The organism is Chryseobacterium piperi (assembly GCF_002285635.2).
GTDB lineage: Bacteria > Bacteroidota > Bacteroidia > Flavobacteriales > Weeksellaceae > Chryseobacterium > Chryseobacterium piperi.
Genome location: NZ_CP023049.2, coordinates 1,232,617 through 1,248,388, shown reverse-complemented (window position 1 = coordinate 1,248,388; position 15,772 = coordinate 1,232,617). Strand labels below are relative to the sequence as shown.

The following is a 15,772-nucleotide window of genomic DNA, read 5'->3' as shown; positions in this document are numbered from 1 at the left end:
ATTTCTGTCTGCAAAAATCAAAATAAAAAATAGATAATAAAAGGACATTTGTCCCGAATAAGTTATGTTACGAACTAATGAATCATTTTTAAGCTATTTAGAGCAGCTTTACGATACGCAAAAGCGCAAGGAAGATATTGTGATCAGATCATTCCTCAAAGGGGAAAGACTATTAACACAGGATGAAAAACCTTCCAAAATAATGCTTATCAAAGAAGGAATAACCAAATGTTATTTTACAGAAGAAAATGATAAAGAATTTATTATGGAATTTCTGGGAAAAGGGGAGATTCTGGGCGAAATAGAGTTTATCAAAAAAATTCCCTGTTTATGTAATGTTGAAGCAATGACCGATGTTGAAGTTTATGCAATTTCCATTTCTCATTTTAGTTTTTTGTTTAAAAATGATCTGACATTTAATAATTTACTGATTGATTCGTTTGCCGAGCGCATCATTAATACTTCAAGCAGAGCATCGTATCAGCAACTGTATACTACGGAACATAATTTAGGAAAACTATTGCAGCTCCAATCGAAACAGGAAATTGATATTTCAAAAGAAGATATGGCTGCTTATCTGGGAATTACGATCCGGAGTTTAAACAGATCTATGAAAAAACTTGAATAAAAAAAGCGGTCTGAAAAGACCGCTTATATTTTATGCATTCTGCTTAATTTTCTTGGCAGACATATTTAAAAATCGTTTTACCAGGAAGACAGCAGAAACTGTTAACCCTAATCCTAAAGCGATCCACATTCCGAATGCTCCCATTTTTAAAGTGACACAGAAAAAATATCCTAAAGGAATAGTGACCACCCAATATGCAATAAATGTATAGAGAGAAGGTATTTTAACATCCTGCAAACCTCTTAACATCCCCAATGCGGTTACCTGAATTCCATCAGATAACTGGAATAGGGCAGCGATGATCAATAGCTTTGAAGCTAAGGCAATTACTTCAACTTCTTCTTTTTTGGTAAAGAATGTAGGAAGTATATTTCTAGCCAAAATAAATGCAATACCACAGATACACATAAAAATAAATGCAATCTTCAGGTTATTGATTCCCACTTTTCTAAGCTCAACATAGTTTTGTTCACCCATTTTTCTACCGATCATAACAGTAGAGGCCACACTAAATCCAACGCATAAGTTGAAGGTAAAGGAAGCCGTACTTAAGGCAATCTGGTGAGATGCAATATCATGAGCGGAAATTAATCCGCAAATAAATGCAGCTGCTGCAAAGGCTGTTACTTCAAAGAACATTTGTAAAGCAGTTGGTAAGCCCAGTTTAACCATTTTATCAAACATTTTTCTGGAGAAAACCTGCATTTTTAAAGAAAAGTCTTTGATATAACGTCTCGTTTTTTCCTCTTTTATCAGAACAAAATACAAGAATACGACCATGAAAATTCTGGCAATTAAACTTGCTAAAGCAGATCCTTTCACACCCATTTCCGGAAATATCCAAAGCCCCTTGATAAATACATAGTTTAAGACAATATTGATAATATTGGCAATGATAGTTGCCTTGGTTACTCCGATGGTGTAAGATAGCCCTTCAGATACCTCTCTTAAGGTCTGAAATGCCATAAAAGGAATAATGCTTATTGCCATGACTGTTAAGAAGTCTACGGTATTAGGAACAATCTTTTCAGGTTGCCCGGAATGATAGAGGAGAGGCATTCCTAAAAATAAAATTCCCATTAAGATAAATCCTACGGTCATATTAATCACAAACCCATGACTGAAAACAGAATTAATGGTCTTATGATCATTTCTGGAATGTGCTTCGGAAACCAATGGTGGAATCGCGAAAGAGAATCCGAGTGCCAATACGAACATTGAGAAAAATACGGCATTACCCAGAGATACGGACGCTAAAGCATCTGCACCTAACAATTTCCCAACGATAATATTATCAAATAAATTCACTGAAACCTGGCCTACCTGGGTAAGCATTACCGGAAGAGCCAGTGTAAGGCATTCTTTCGTATAATTTTTATTTAAAAAGCTCATAGTTTTTATAAAAAAAAAATTGCAGTGTTAGTACTGCAAATTTTTTATAATTTATTTAGGTTATAATTAAATTATTTTCTCACAAAATTTGCAACGTCTTCTTTAGAGACTGTGTTTCCACCAAGGATAATTAATCTTTCAACAACATTTCTTAACTCTCTGATATTTCCAGTCCAGGAAAGAGCTTTAAGCGCATCGATAGCATCATCATCAAATTTTTTCACGGCTGTACCATGTTCATCAGCAATAATCCCTGAAAAATGGTCTACCAATAACTTGATGTCTTCTTTTCTCTCATCCAATGGGGGAACGTAAATTTCAATAACAGACAGCCTGTGGTAAAGGTCTTCTCTGAATTTCCCTTCCTCAATTTCTTTCTGCATGTTTTTGTTAGTTGCTGCAAGTACCCTTACGTCAACTTTTATTTCCTTATCACTTCCTACAGGAGAAACTTTACTTTCCTGAAGCACTCTTAAAACTTTAGCCTGAGCGATAAGGCTCATATCTCCAATCTCATCAAGGAAAATAGTACCGTTGGTCGCTTGCTCAAATTTACCTTGCTTGTCTTTAATAGCTCCTGTAAAAGAACCTTTAACGTGTCCGAAAAGTTCTGATTCAATTAATTCAGAAGGGATTGCGGCACAGTTTACCTCAATCATCGGTCCTCTTGAACGTTCGCTTTGATTATGAATAGCGTGGGCAACAAGCTCTTTTCCGGCACCGTTAGGTCCTGTAATAAGTACTCTGGCATCAGAAACAGCTACCTTTTCGATCATATCCTGAATTTTCTGTAAAGCAGGAGAGTCACCGATCATCTGGTATTTTTTGTTGACCTTCTTTTTTAACGTTTTATTTTCAGTTTGAAGATTTTTATTTTCTTTCTTTAAAGTCTCTTTAACCAAAGCATTTTTTACGCTTGTAATCAATCTGTTGATATCAATCGGCTTAGAGATAAAGTCATATGCTCCTTCCTTTAGACAAGATACGGCAGAGTCAATATCCGCGTGTCCTGAAATCATGATAAAAGTAGTTTCAGGTTTAAGTGCCAAGCTTTGTTTTAAAAGTTCGGTTCCTGAAAGTTTAGGCATTTTTATGTCTGAAATCACCAATGCGAAATCTTCTTTTTCTAAATGTTTATAGCCTTCTAAACCATCTTCGGCAATAACAAATTCATAATTGGTTAGTTCATCAGATAGAATACTGTGCAGTACTCCTGAGATTGCTTTTTCGTCTTCTACTATAAGGATTTTTTGCATAGTTGCAAATTTAGATTTTTTGATTGAATTATTAGCAAAAATTATACCTAAATACTTTATTTAGAATAATCTCTTAACCCGAAAATTGCAGAGCCCACCCTTACAGAATTAGCACCACATTCAATGGCTAAGGGGAAATCATTGCTCATTCCCATTGATAATGTATCCAGTTTTTTTAATTGATTTAATTCGTTAAATACTTTTTTTAAGGTTAAAAATTCTCTTTTTACCTGTTGTTCATCGTCTGTGAAACTTGCCATCCCCATTAACCCGGTTATTTCGATATTTGGGAAAGCGCCATTTATGTATTTTTGAAACAGATCCTGGGCTTCGGATATTTCAAGGCCGAACTTGCTTTCTTCACTGGCTATTTTAACCTGTAGTAAAACCTTGATTGTTCGGTTGTGTTTCGCGGCTTCTTTATTAATTTCCAGTAAAAGCTTTTCAGAATCTACACTTTGAATGGTATCAATGAATTCTGCAATATACTTTACTTTATTAGTCTGTAAATGCCCAATAAGATGCCATTGAATATCTTTAGGAAGCAAGGGTTGTTTTTCCAGCAGTTCCTGAACCTTATTTTCACCAAAAGTCTTTTGCCCCAAATCATAAACTACCTGAATGTCCGAAACAGGATGGGTTTTAGAGACCGCCACCAGCTGAACACCTTCGGGAAGCTGTTTTTTAATGCTATTGTAATTTTCTTGAATACTCATAATTGCAAATTTCTGAATTCTAAAAGCAAAAAACTAATGATTTTATAAATTTTAATATGAAAATTTTTATAAGCTTTAAATAAACCTTTTATTGTAGAATAAACTAATTCAGTATCTCATTGACCTTCGGATAATCAGATATTTTTTTAAAGACAAAGCGGTTGGTTTTCTGTAGCTTTTCAATAAAAAGATCCAGTTCGTTAATAGAGTCAGCATCTGCCAGATATTGATCATGGGTCAGAAAAACCAAATGTCTTGATGTTTTTTCCAAATTGTTAAAAAATACGCTGTCTACTTTTTTAAGCATAGCCTGATGATCCCCTTTCAATACCATTCTATTGGTGGGTCTCCATTCCAAATCCCAACCGATAACTTTATAGCCGGCTTTTCTTAACCTGTTGGCTGCATTGGTGGAGCTTTTAATATCAGTAGAATTAACGGTATTCAGCCTCCATATGTTTCTTCCCGGTGTTCTTGCTATTTTGTCATAAAGTTTTAAGCTATCTTTTGCAAGATCAAAATCGTGAACGACTGCATCGGGGTTTTTATAAAAGTTGGAATATTTGTTGTGAGCATGGGTAAAACTGTGATTGGCAAGTTCCACCATCGGATCTTTTTTTAAAAGCTCCATATCGCTTTTTTGTTTTTTACTGTCATAGCAATGTTTTCCGACCACAAAAGCTGTGGCGTATACATTTCTTTTATGTAAAATTTTCAGGAGATTTTCTGTTCCACGATTGGGACCATCATCAAATGTGAGATAGATCACTCTTTTGCCTGATGAATCCTCTTCTTCATCCGATATGGGGACTGTTTTTGCGACGGGATTGCCATTGTTTATAATCTGCTCAGATTCTTTCTGATTACAGCTGTCAAGTAAAATTGAAGTTGCACTCACCAATGCAAACATCCCAAGAAAAGTCATATTTCGAGACTTTTCCGCAAAAAAGTTTTTCATAAAAGAGTTGGAAATTTATTGTTAAAAATTGTTAATTTTTACAAATTAATGTTAACAATTCATATGCGAATTGCATGCCAAATCAAGTATGAAATCTGTTTTTAATAATATTTTAATGTATTAATTATGAAAGACTTCCTCTTTGTAAAATGTCCTTTAAATACAACGAATTCTTAATTGCTGAAGTTCCCCAGGTATTGTTGAAAAATATATAAGCTATTCTTTGTGATTTTTGTATTTTGTCTGCAATATTGTTAAGAAATTCATTTGAGTATTCAGACTTATAAAGGATGGGTTTTCCGTGAAGTCTATAATAGATAATTTTTTCATCATTGATGATGATGTCCTCGGGAAGATTACCTGGAAAACTGACTCCTGAGAAAATGATGTGATGCTTTTTTAGAATATCGAAAATTTCCTGGTGCCACCATGATTCATGACGAAATTCAATGACATTTAAAAAATGACTGTCAAGATTGCTAATCAAGAGATCAGTGTTGTCTTTAGTTTTTTTGAAAGAAGGAGGGAACTGATATAAGAAACCAGCCAGCTTTTCTTTCAAATGGGTGTGAATATGTCTACAAAACTCAGAAATTTCTTCCTTACTTTCTATAAGTCTTTTCTCGTGAGAAATTGTTTTAGGTATTTTAATAAAGAATCTAAAATAATCCGGTGTGTCATCAAACCATTTTGACAGTGTTTTTGCTGTAGGTTTTCTGTAAAATGTAGAATTGATTTCTACGGAATTAAATTCCTTACTATATAATGTAAGAAAATCTTTACCTGGAGTATTTTCAGGATAAAGTGTTCCCTTCCAGTCATTGTTATAGAAACCTGAACACCCAATATAAAGATTCTCCTTTTTCATGATCTTATTTTTTATCTCCCGCAGGTTGAGTTGTTATCTGCGGGAGAATTTTAAATAGCTATTTGATATCCAAATTCACTGAGTTGAGTCTCAATGAATTCAGAATTACTGATAACGAACTGAAACTCATTGCTGCTGCTGCAATCATTGGAGACAGCAGGATTCCAAAGAATGGATACAATAACCCTGCCGCAATAGGAACTCCCAGAACATTGTAGATAAAGGCAAAGAATAAATTTTCTTTAATGTTTTTCAATAACTTTTCACTAAGTAGCTTAGCCTTTGCTACTCCTATAAGATCTCCTTTTAATAAGGTGATTTCAGCGCTCTCAATGGCAACATCGGTTCCGGTTCCCATTGCAATTCCGATATTGGATTGGGCTAAAGCAGGGGAGTCGTTGATGCCGTCTCCTGTCATGGCAACGACCTTTCCTTCTTTTTGTAATTTCTTAACTTCATTCAGTTTATCTTCCGGAAGGCAATTTGCTTTGAAGTGTTTAATGCCTAATTCTTCAGCAACTGCTTTAGCAGTATGTTCATTATCTCCTGTCATCATAATGATATCTACACCTTCTTTCATCAGTTGTTCAACTGCCTTTTTAGAACTTTCTTTAATTTTGTCGGTAAAACTTATAAACCCTAAAACTGTGGAGTCTTGTGCTACATATGAAATCGTATGCGCTTTTGATTGTACTTCTACAGCTTTTTGCTTTAAACTTTCAGGAATATTAATTTCATAAGAGGTTAACAGATTTTCATTTCCGACATAAACTGTTTTTCCGTTGATATTTCCTTTGACTCCTTTTCCAGAGATATTTTCAAAGTGTTCTACCTTTTCAGAACTCAGGTTCTCGTCCTTTGCTTTTTTGATAACAGCGTTGGATAGCGGATGTTCCGAGTTTTGATTTAATGAGAAGGCTAGTTTCAATATGAGCTTCTGATCTTCATTATTACTGGTTTCAATATGTTCTACCGAAGGTTTCCCTTCCGTTAAAGTTCCTGTTTTATCAGTGATTAAAACATTCACTTTATTCATTTGTTCAAGAGCTTCTGCATTTTTAATCAGAATACCATTTTTAGCTCCTTTTCCGATTCCTACCATTAAAGACATTGGAGTAGCGAGACCTAATGCACATGGACAGGCAACAATCAAAACTGCTACGGCATTTACGAAAGCAAATAAGCTTCTCTTTCCTTCAGGTCCAAAGAATTGCCAGCCAACAAAAGTAAGCGCAGCAATAAGAATAACTGTCGGAACAAATATTTTGGAAACTTTATCTGTAAGCTTTTGAATAGGAGCTTTACTTCGACTGGCTTCATTGACCATTTTGATGATCTGTGAAAGTAAGGTTTCATCACCTACTTTTTCAGCCTTCATAATAAATACCTGATTTCCGTTAATAGTTCCTGAGGAGACTTTATCGTCAATATTTTTTTCAACAGGAATAGGTTCTCCTGTAATCATACTTTCATCAACAATAGAGCTTCCTTCAGTTATCTTTCCGTCAACAGGAATTTTTTCTCCCGGTTTAACCTTTAATAAATCACCAATTTTTACTTGAGAAAGAAGTACTCTTTTTTCTTCTCCATTTACGATAAGATTAGCCTCATCAGGAGAAAGGTTCATCAATTCTCTGATAGCATTCCCAGTTTTTTTATGCGCCGCCGCTTCCATGAGTTGTCCCAGAATAACAAGGGTTAAAATTACACAGACTGCCTCAAAATAAAGAGGAATTTCCTGATTGTGCCCTCGGATTTCGTGAGGAATAATATCGGGAAATACTAAGGATACAATACTGAATATGAAAGCTGCGGATACACCCAGAGCAATTAAACTAAACATATTCAGGTTCCATGTTTTAAATGAAATCCATCCTCTTTTCATCAAGAACCATCCGGAATAAAATAATACAGGAAGGGTTAAAAAGAGTTCGATAAATCCCTGAATTTGATGAGAGAAAGGAAAGCTGATAAACATACCTCCCATAGAAAGAATGAATACAGGAATAGTAAATACCAGTGAAATGATGAATTTTCTTTTGAGAATGTTATAGGTTTCATCTTCTTCTTCACCTTCGCTATCCGGCATTCTTACCAGATCCATTCCACATATAGGGCAGCTTCCCGGCTCATCCCGTATGATTTCAGGATGCATAGGACAGCTGTATTTTGCGGTTTTCTTTTCAGGATATTTAACCAAATCCATTCCGCATACAGGACATCCAACATTCGTTTCGTAGGTTTTATCTCCCTCACAATACATTGGACAGTAATATCGTCCGGCCATTTCATCGGTTACTTTTGGAGCCTCATGATGATGGCTGTGGTTGTGATTATGAGATGAATGATGCTGGGAGTGAGATGATTCCGAGTTCTTAACCAGGTCTTCGGTAATTTCTTCCAGATGCATATGGCAAACCGGACAGTCTCCTTTTTTATCATAAACTTTGTCGCCTTCACAGAACATCGGGCAGTAAACCTTTCCAATGCTGTCTTTGAAGTTTTCAGGTAAATGAGAAGCAGAGTAGGCGGGTTTATAATTAGGGTCTTTTGCTTGTTTTTCCTCGATAGGAACCAGGTACATATTACATACCGGACATCTTTCTCCTTGCTTAAAGTAAACTTTATCTCCTTCACATTCCATTGGACAATAGTATACGGAAGAAGGGGAGATGCGATCCTGAGGTTTGATAAAAGTTTTTTCGGGTTGATCAGGATCTTCCAGTTGGTAATTACCAATTTCCTTTAAAGCTGTATTAAGAGCATGAAGTTCTATGGCTTTATCAGACTTTATAGTAGCGGTATTATTTTCAAGGTTAATATCAGCGGTTATACCGTTAATGCTATTGAGTTTTTCTGAAATTTTTTTCTGACAACCGGAGCAGGTCATTCCCAGTATTTTATATTGTTGTTCCATGATCCTAAATTTATATGACAAAGTTCCAAAAATGAAACGGGGTGCTGTTATAAATTTAAGGATAATAGTTATAAAATTTGGGAGTTATTGAGTTGGAGAGCATTAGGGTTTGAGAGTGAAAGGTTGTAGCTCTCTTAAGTAACAGGTCCTTTTATCATAAAATTAATTAGATCTTACGAACTTAAAATACGCTAATATTCTCAAACTCTCAAACTGAATCCAGAGGCTTTCGATTGTGAATTTTCAGTTTTTTAAATTCGGTAGGAGTAAAACCTGTACTGTTTCTGAATTGTGAAGACAGATGCTGTACACTTTTATATCCTAGTTTTCCAGCAATTTCGGTTAAAGTAAATTCGTTGTATAAAAGAAGCTCTTTTACTTTTTCAATCTTTTGAAGAATAAAAAACTGCTCCAGAGTAATGTTCTCGTTTTGTGAAAATGTTTTTGATAGTGAGCTATAATCTTTATGCAGCTCTGAAACTAAAAATTCTGATAATAAGAAATCTTCGTCGATGTCGAGTTCACTTATTTTAACAATAATGAGATTTTTTATCTTCTCAATAAGCTGGTGAGCAGAGTCTTTTATCCTTTCAAAGCCGGTTTCTTCCAGTTTTTCTTCAATGGACTGAATGTCAGCTTCTGAAATATCAGCTTCCGTTTCTACCTCCCCGAGCTGTATTGATTGTATACTAATATTAAAATCATTAAAAATACCCTCAACGGCAGAAATGCATCTGCCGCAAACCATATTTTTTATAAAGATTTTCATAATTGATTGTTTAATCTGTCTTTTACAAACTCAACCTGAGTTTTGCCATGAGCAACAGGATTACCGTCTTCTCCAAGATTAACCATTACGATTTTATCAACGGTAATGATGGTTTGATGGGTCATTTTATTTCTTACTTCACACCTTAAGGTTATGGACGTAGAACCAAATGCAGATACTTCGATACCTATTTCTACAATATCCCCCTGTTTTGCAGAACTTATAAAATTGATTTCTGAAATAAATTTAGTAACAACTTTGGTATTTTCTAACTGAATAATGGCATAAAGTGCAGCTTCCTCATCAATCCATTGTAGTAATCTTCCTCCGAAAAGAGAGTGATTAGGATTTAAATCTTCAGGTTTTACCCATTTTCTTGTGTGGTAGTTCATCTTTTAATAATTTGCGGTACAAATTTAGTGTTAAAAACTCGCTTTATCAAAACAATACTATTTACTTGTTGAAAGAGAATTATTTATTTTCTCAATTATAGATTTGTACATACATCTGTTCTGATTTTAAGAAAACTTGTAGAAGGATTTAGCATCATGATATGTTAGAAAAGTTGATCTATGATTTCTATAGTTTTACTGAGTTTAAAGGTATTTTGTATTTTAATTTTGGAAATTATTTAATAAAAGGGTGTGATTTGTGTGATTTTAATTCGTTAATTAAATTTATACTGCCGATTTGCACTGTATAAAACGGTTTTAATGAGGGTTTAATGTTAAATAATCCTTAAATTTCATATAAAAATCACCATTGTGTGTATTGTTAGTTTATTGATTATCAGGTTAGTAAATATTTTGGTTTAAGAAGTGATGATAAAATATTCATAAAAAAGCTTTGATTTGAAATTTTTAATTGTATCTTGCGAACGTTTATATTTGGAATCAATATTTGTTCATTAATTTATGTTGCTTTTCTTTTATATACCAAGTTTTTATTAATTTTTATAATTTTATTTAACAATGAACATTTTTGTTTCTAACATCAATTACTCAACTAAAGAGTACGAGTTACAAGATTTATTTTCAGAATTTGGAGAAGTATCTTCTGCCAAAATTATTACAGACAAAGAAACTGGCCGTTCAAGAGGTTTTGGTTTCATTGAAATGGGTGAAGAAGAAGGAAAGCAAGCTATTGAAGCTCTTAATCAAAAAGAATTCAACGGAAAAACACTTAACGTGTCAGAAGCTAAGCCAAGAGAGGAGAAGCCAAGAAGAAGCTTCGATAACAACCGTAGTGGTGGTTACGGAGGCGGAAACAACAGAGGCGGAGGTTACGGCGGTGGTAACAACCGTGGTAATGGCGGTGGAAATCGTTGGTAAAAATATAAGCGGCTTTTTTAAGCCGCTTTTTTTATGTCTTTATATTGCCGGAAGATTTTTCTATAAAAATGAATAAGCAATATCAATAAGAATCAAAATACCTGGAAGTTACATACACAGGTTAATTTTTCTTTTTCTTCTTTTTCTTATCCCCGGTCTTTTTATCTTTCTTAGGATTTAAGATTTCATTCGCAATTTTCAATTTCGGGGCTTTTGTTTTTACAGGTTTCATTTCGATCTTAAGATTAAAATAATCTTTCAAATCTTCCTGGGATATTAAGTTTTCATCAAATAAGAACTGAAGAATCTCTCTTCCGGAATCATGAAAGAAATGATGAGAAAGCTCCTTTAATAAAAACTTCTTATAATCTTGGAGTGGAATTGTAACGGTATACTTAAAAATCCTGCCTTCTTTCTGAGTAGATAAGTAGCCTTTTTCAACCAATATTTTCAGATAGGTAGAAACGGTATTTTGATGAGGCTTCGGCTCAGGATGTTGCTCCATGACATCTTTTAAATAAAATGAATTAAGCTTCCAGAACAGCTTCATTAAGTTTTCTTCTGCAGTTGTAAGATGATTTATTTTCATAAAATATTTGAATGTTGAAAGTGTATCGTACAATAAAGATAAATAAAAGAAATAACAAATGCTATTCCTGCGCCCATAAATACTTCTTTTACGGTATGTCTTTTTAGTATTACTCTCGTAATTCCTACTAAGATAGCAATTCCCAGCCAAATAATCCCTATCCTCCAGTCTAATGAATAAAACAATGCGGCAACGAATACATTGAATGCTGTATGCATTGAGCTTTTAATGAAAAAGTTACTGATTTGTAAAGCAAAAAGAAGAACCAGGATAAACATCATTAAAAAATCAATACTCCCATTTTTAATATAATGAAAGATCAAATAAGAGATGACGCAGGTAGCTGTGAAAATATAAAATGTTTTTCTCTGAACCCTGTTTGAAACATCCATATTCGTATATCTTCCTGTTTTTACGTTCCAGACCAGCCAGATAATGACAGGAAGTATAATGATGAGTAGAATTGGAAGAAAATAGATTATTGAGTCTTGAAGTGAATATTCGAGGATACTTTTGTAAATGAAAAAGAGAAATAATGATACCAAAGGGCTGAAAAACTCAGAGATAATCCTGGAAATTTTCTGTATAAGAGACGTTTGTTTTCCTTCCATGTTTAATTTAAAAACTCAAATATAAGATTATAACCCCAAAAAACAAATGAAGATAAATATACTAAAGAGCTTACAAAATTCTATCAATAAATAAGATTCGTATTGAGAAAATTTTTAATTTTAATTAGGCTTGCCTTGGGCGCAAATTCTAATATCATCATTATGAAAAGACTATTGACTATCTTCCTGATTATTTGGTGTGGTTCTATCTTCGGGCAAACGTTGTATCAACAAGATACTTCTCCAATGATACCTCCCATACATCAATTAAGGATTTATGAAATTCCGAAGGAGAACAAGCAGGTTTTTCTGGAGAGATTCAGAGATCATGCTCTCAGAATCATGAAAAAATATGGTTTTACAATTGTGGCTATTTGGGAATCGGAGTTTAAAGAGAAAGCAGAATTTGTTTATTTGCTGGAATGGAAAGATGAGACTTCTATGAAGTTGGCATGGGAAGGATTCATGTCAGATAATGAATGGAAAGAAATTAAAGCTAAAACAGCAAAACTGCATGGCAATTTTGTTAATAGTATTGAAGACAGAACCCTACGGCTTACAGAATTTTCTCCGGAAAAGGGGCTGTTAAAATAACCAAAAAGTAGGTTAACAATAATTAAAGATGAAAGAAGAAAGGGATAAAATGTAATCTCTTTTTAATATTCCTGTTGCATTTATTATTTACCGAAAGCTTTATATATAAGCAGATTCCATATATATTACAACATGGAAATAATAGATAGAATGTTGTTTTATGAGCATTTCATGGGGTCGAAAATTAAGAATAATCGATTCGGCCTGCAAGTAGATTTAGCAGAAAAAACGAAAAGTTACTTATGCATACAATAAAAACAAAGTTTTTTTCATAATTTTGCTCAACTTATTTCATCATAAAAAAGCAAGAGCTAACACATGAAAGAATTTTCTAAAGAGGTATACCTGAAGTGGTATGAAGATATGACAATGTGGAGAAGGTTTGAAGACAAATGCCGTTCTCTTTATCTAAAACAAAAGATCAGAGGGTTTTTACATTTGTATAATGGCCAGGAAGCAATTCCTGCAGGCTTTACACATGCAATGGATTTAACCAAAGATAGTATGATTACTGCTTACAGATGTCATATTCATCCTATGGCAATGGGAGTAGACCCGAAAAGAATCATGGCAGAACTTTGCGGAAAAGCAACAGGGACGTCTGGTGGTATGGGTGGTTCTATGCATATTTTCAGCAAGGAACACCGTTTTTATGGCGGACACGGTATTGTAGGTGGACAAATTCCTTTGGGAGCAGGGATTGCTTTCGCGGATAAGTATTTTGATAGAAAAGCGGTAAATATCTGTTTCTTCGGAGATGGTGCAGCTAGACAAGGTTCATTACATGAAACGTTTAACATGGCTATGAACTGGAAGCTTCCTGTAGTATTTGTTGTTGAAAATAATCAATATGCAATGGGAACTTCTGTAAAAAGAACAGCTAACCACGAAGATATCTATAAGTTAGGATTAGGTTATGAAATGCCTTGTCTTCCTGTAGATGCAATGGATCCTGAAAAAGTTGCTGAAGTAGCTTATGAAGCTATTGAAAGAGCAAGAAGAGGAGACGGGCCTACATTTATTGAAGCCAGAACTTACCGTTACAGAGGGCATTCAATGTCTGACGCAGAACCTTACAGATCTAAGGAAGAAGTATCTATTCACAAGAAGGATGATCCTATTGAATTGGTAAAAGAAAGGATTTTGGCAAACAGCTGGGCTACTGAAGCTGAATTGGAAGCTATTGAAAATAAGTCTAGGGATTTTGTTGACGAATGTGTAGAATTCATGGAAAACTCTCCGTATCCAACGGCTGAAAAAATCTATGAATATGTTTACGCACAAGAAGATTATCCGTTCGTAGATAAATTAGAAAACTAAAAAAAATAATATGAGATAATGTGGTAATGTGCTAATTAGTTAATTATCATGTTCCTTATTCATTATCAAATTATCAATTAACTCATTATCATATTAATAAAATTATGGCAGAAGTAATTACAATGCCTCGTCTTTCCGACACGATGACGGAAGGGAAGGTGGCAAAATGGCATAAAAAAGTTGGAGATAAAATAAAAGAAGGAGATATTTTAGCCGAAATTGAAACAGATAAAGCTGTTCAGGATTTCGAATCTGAGATAGAAGGAACTCTTTTATACATTGGTGTAGAAGAAGGAGGAGCGGCAGCTGTAGATTCTGTTTTGGCAATCATTGGTAATGAAGGTGAAGATATATCAGCATTGAAAGGAGGAAGTGCTCCGGAAGCCGGAGGTTCTGACGAAAAAAAATCTGAAGAAGAAGCTAAAACTGAAGATAATGGCACAAGTGTAGAGCAAGCTGCTACCGAAGTTCCTGCTGGTGTAGAAGTGATTACAATGCCAAGACTTTCTGATACAATGACAGAAGGTAAAGTGGCGAAATGGCACAAAAATGTAGGAGATACAGTTAAAGAAGGAGATCTTCTTGCTGAAATCGAAACAGATAAAGCAGTTCAGGATTTTGAATCTGAATTCAATGGAGTATTATTGAAGCAAGGTGTTGAAGAAGGAGGCGCTGCTCCGGTTGATTCTGTATTAGCCATTATAGGTCCTGAAGGAACAGATGTTTCTGCTGTAGGAGCTGCAAAACCAGCCGCTCAGTCAACAGAAAAGCCTGCTGAACAAAAAACGGAAACAAAAAATGAAGCACAACCAGCCGCTCAGCCGGTAAGTTCTTCATCTACCGATAGAGTTGCTATTTCTCCTTTAGCTAAAAAAATAGCACAGGAAAAAGGAGTAGATATTCATGGTATTCAGGGATCAGGAGAGAACGGAAGAATTGTGAAGAAAGATGTTGAGAACTATCAACCTTCACAAGCTGCGACTTCATCTGCGTCTACATCTTCTGCAAATGCTGCTGCACAAGTAGCGGTAAATTTTGTTCAGGGAGAAGATACAGAAACGCAAAACTCTCAGGTAAGAAATATTATTGCAAAACGTCTTGCTGAAAGTAAATTCTCTGCTCCTCATTATTATCTGATGGTAGAAATTAACATGGATAAAGCAATTGAGGCAAGAAAAGAAATCAATTCTTTACCAGATACTAAAATTTCTTTCAATGATATGATTATTAAAGCGACTGCTGTTGCTTTAAGAAAGCATCCACAAGTTAATTCAAGCTGGGCTGGAGATAAGATCATCCACAAAGGAAATATTAATATTGGTGTAGCAGTAGCTATTCCTGATGGATTAATAGTTCCTGTTCTTAAGAATACAGACCAGATGAACTATACTCAAATTTCGGCAGCTGTAAAAGATATGGCTTCAAGAGCTAAATCCAAAGGCCTTAAGGCTAACGAAATTGAAGGATCTACATTCTCAGTTTCTAACCTGGGTATGTTCGGTATTGAAACTTTTACAAGTATCATCAACCAGCCGAATTCAGCAATCCTTTCAGTAGGTGCAATTATTGAAAAACCAATCGTAAAAGATGGTCAGATTGTAGTAGGAAATATTATGAAGCTATCATTAGCATGTGACCATAGAGTGGTAGACGGTGCTACGGGTGCTCAATTTTTACAAACATTAAAAACATATCTGGAAAGTCCTTTAACTTTGTTACTGTAACGATCTAGTTTATAAATAAAAAAGCCTCTCATTTGAGAGGCTTTTTTATTTTGAATTCAATTTAGGATTAATATTAATTTGTACATGAAAAACAATAAA

Annotated in this window: 15 protein-coding genes; 5 read left to right on the top strand and 10 right to left on the bottom strand. The window is 34.5% G+C overall.

The genetic code is table 11. From position 1 onward, the window contains the following. The first annotated feature begins 64 nt into the window (after positions 1–64). On the top strand, positions 65–628 hold the full coding sequence (locus tag CJF12_RS05525; protein ID WP_034682834.1) for a Crp/Fnr family transcriptional regulator: 564 nt from the start codon (positions 65–67) through the stop codon (positions 626–628). A gap of 30 nt (positions 629–658) precedes the next feature. Here CJF12_RS05525 and CJF12_RS05520 read toward each other — a convergent pair whose 3' ends face one another. From CJF12_RS05520 to CJF12_RS05485, 8 genes are all read right to left on the bottom strand, one after another. Further along, on the bottom strand, positions 659–2,020 hold the full coding sequence (locus CJF12_RS05520) for an MATE family efflux transporter (RefSeq protein WP_034682832.1): 1,362 nt from the start codon (positions 2,018–2,020) through the stop codon (positions 659–661). 71 nt (positions 2,021–2,091) lie between these two features. After that, on the bottom strand, positions 2,092–3,276 hold the full coding sequence (locus CJF12_RS05515) for a sigma-54-dependent transcriptional regulator (protein ID WP_034682830.1): 1,185 nt from the start codon (positions 3,274–3,276) through the stop codon (positions 2,092–2,094). 56 nt (positions 3,277–3,332) lie between these two features. Further along, positions 3,333–3,992, bottom strand: a complete 660-nt coding sequence (locus tag CJF12_RS05510; protein ID WP_034682828.1) for a YggS family pyridoxal phosphate-dependent enzyme — start codon at positions 3,990–3,992, stop codon at positions 3,333–3,335. A 103-nt stretch (positions 3,993–4,095) separates the two neighbouring features. Further along, entirely contained in the window at positions 4,096–4,950 is an 855-nt protein-coding gene (locus CJF12_RS05505; RefSeq protein ID WP_034682825.1) for a polysaccharide deacetylase family protein, read from the bottom strand. Between the two features lie 124 nt (positions 4,951–5,074). Then, positions 5,075–5,818 carry a DUF72 domain-containing protein gene (locus CJF12_RS05500; protein ID WP_034682821.1) on the bottom strand — a complete coding sequence of 248 codons (744 nt, stop codon included), beginning with the start codon at positions 5,816–5,818 and terminating at the stop codon, positions 5,075–5,077. A 58-nt stretch (positions 5,819–5,876) separates the two neighbouring features. Then, complete coding sequence (locus tag CJF12_RS05495; RefSeq protein WP_034682818.1) at positions 5,877–8,735, bottom strand: heavy metal translocating P-type ATPase; 2,859 nt, start codon at positions 8,733–8,735, stop codon at positions 5,877–5,879. A 208-nt stretch (positions 8,736–8,943) separates the two neighbouring features. Next, complete coding sequence (locus tag CJF12_RS05490) at positions 8,944–9,504, bottom strand: helix-turn-helix domain-containing protein (RefSeq protein WP_051887227.1); 561 nt, start codon at positions 9,502–9,504, stop codon at positions 8,944–8,946. Beyond that, entirely contained in the window at positions 9,501–9,896 is a 396-nt protein-coding gene (locus CJF12_RS05485; protein WP_034682814.1) for an acyl-CoA thioesterase, read from the bottom strand. Before CJF12_RS05485 ends, CJF12_RS05490 begins: the two co-directional genes overlap by 4 nt. Positions 9,897–10,475: 579 nt before the next feature. Here CJF12_RS05485 and CJF12_RS05480 point away from each other — a divergent pair. Beyond that, positions 10,476–10,835 (top strand): RNA recognition motif domain-containing protein, encoded by a 360-nt coding sequence (locus tag CJF12_RS05480; protein ID WP_034682812.1) that lies wholly within the window; start codon positions 10,476–10,478, stop codon positions 10,833–10,835. A 121-nt stretch (positions 10,836–10,956) separates the two neighbouring features. On the opposite strand, the gene CJF12_RS05475 is transcribed toward CJF12_RS05480, so the two are convergent. Further along, the gene (locus tag CJF12_RS05475) at positions 10,957–11,424 is read right to left on the bottom strand and encodes a BlaI/MecI/CopY family transcriptional regulator (RefSeq protein ID WP_034682810.1); all 468 of its coding nucleotides are present in this window, start codon (positions 11,422–11,424) and stop codon (positions 10,957–10,959) included. Next, a complete protein-coding gene (locus CJF12_RS05470; protein WP_034682808.1) occupies positions 11,421–12,035 on the bottom strand; it encodes a phosphatase PAP2 family protein in 615 nt (204 codons plus the stop codon). The genes CJF12_RS05475 and CJF12_RS05470 overlap by 4 nt, the downstream gene beginning before the upstream one ends. 162 nt (positions 12,036–12,197) lie before the next feature. Between CJF12_RS05470 and CJF12_RS05465 the strand changes: the two genes are divergently transcribed. The 3 genes from CJF12_RS05465 (at position 12,198) to CJF12_RS05455 (ending at position 15,673) form a co-directional block, all read left to right on the top strand. Further along, on the top strand, positions 12,198–12,629 hold the full coding sequence (locus CJF12_RS05465) for an NIPSNAP family protein (RefSeq protein WP_228379075.1): 432 nt from the start codon (positions 12,198–12,200) through the stop codon (positions 12,627–12,629). 318 nt (positions 12,630–12,947) lie between these two features. Continuing rightward, a complete protein-coding gene (pdhA, locus tag CJF12_RS05460; protein ID WP_034682806.1) occupies positions 12,948–13,949 on the top strand; it encodes a pyruvate dehydrogenase (acetyl-transferring) E1 component subunit alpha in 1,002 nt (333 codons plus the stop codon). A 104-nt stretch (positions 13,950–14,053) separates the two neighbouring features. Then, positions 14,054–15,673, top strand: a complete 1,620-nt coding sequence (locus tag CJF12_RS05455; protein ID WP_034682805.1) for a pyruvate dehydrogenase complex dihydrolipoamide acetyltransferase — start codon at positions 14,054–14,056, stop codon at positions 15,671–15,673. Positions 15,674–15,772: the final 99 nt, after the last annotated feature.

What these genes read in the sequence shown, in the direction of transcription:
- CJF12_RS05500 (WP_034682821.1), bottom strand. Translation starts at nt 5,818, where the DNA reads ATGAAAAAGGAGAATCTTTATATTGGGTGTTCAGGTTTCTATAACAAT.
- CJF12_RS05495 (WP_034682818.1), bottom strand. Translation starts at nt 8,735, where the DNA reads ATGGAACAACAATATAAAATACTGGGAATGACCTGCTCCGGTTGTCAG.
- CJF12_RS05515 (WP_034682830.1), bottom strand. Translation starts at nt 3,276, where the DNA reads ATGCAAAAAATCCTTATAGTAGAAGACGAAAAAGCAATCTCAGGAGTA.
- CJF12_RS05485 (WP_034682814.1), bottom strand. Translation starts at nt 9,896, where the DNA reads ATGAACTACCACACAAGAAAATGGGTAAAACCTGAAGATTTAAATCCT.
- CJF12_RS05475 (WP_034682810.1), bottom strand. Translation starts at nt 11,424, where the DNA reads ATGAAAATAAATCATCTTACAACTGCAGAAGAAAACTTAATGAAGCTG.
- CJF12_RS05470 (WP_034682808.1), bottom strand. Translation starts at nt 12,035, where the DNA reads ATGGAAGGAAAACAAACGTCTCTTATACAGAAAATTTCCAGGATTATC.
- CJF12_RS05505 (WP_034682825.1), bottom strand. Translation starts at nt 4,950, where the DNA reads ATGAAAAACTTTTTTGCGGAAAAGTCTCGAAATATGACTTTTCTTGGG.
- CJF12_RS05520 (WP_034682832.1), bottom strand. Translation starts at nt 2,020, where the DNA reads ATGAGCTTTTTAAATAAAAATTATACGAAAGAATGCCTTACACTGGCT.
- pdhA (WP_034682806.1), top strand. Translation starts at nt 12,948, where the DNA reads ATGAAAGAATTTTCTAAAGAGGTATACCTGAAGTGGTATGAAGATATG.
- CJF12_RS05455 (WP_034682805.1), top strand. Translation starts at nt 14,054, where the DNA reads ATGGCAGAAGTAATTACAATGCCTCGTCTTTCCGACACGATGACGGAA.
- CJF12_RS05480 (WP_034682812.1), top strand. Translation starts at nt 10,476, where the DNA reads ATGAACATTTTTGTTTCTAACATCAATTACTCAACTAAAGAGTACGAG.
- CJF12_RS05490 (WP_051887227.1), bottom strand. Translation starts at nt 9,504, where the DNA reads ATGAAAATCTTTATAAAAAATATGGTTTGCGGCAGATGCATTTCTGCC.
- CJF12_RS05525 (WP_034682834.1), top strand. Translation starts at nt 65, where the DNA reads ATGTTACGAACTAATGAATCATTTTTAAGCTATTTAGAGCAGCTTTAC.
- CJF12_RS05465 (WP_228379075.1), top strand. Translation starts at nt 12,198, where the DNA reads ATGAAAAGACTATTGACTATCTTCCTGATTATTTGGTGTGGTTCTATC.
- CJF12_RS05510 (WP_034682828.1), bottom strand. Translation starts at nt 3,992, where the DNA reads ATGAGTATTCAAGAAAATTACAATAGCATTAAAAAACAGCTTCCCGAA.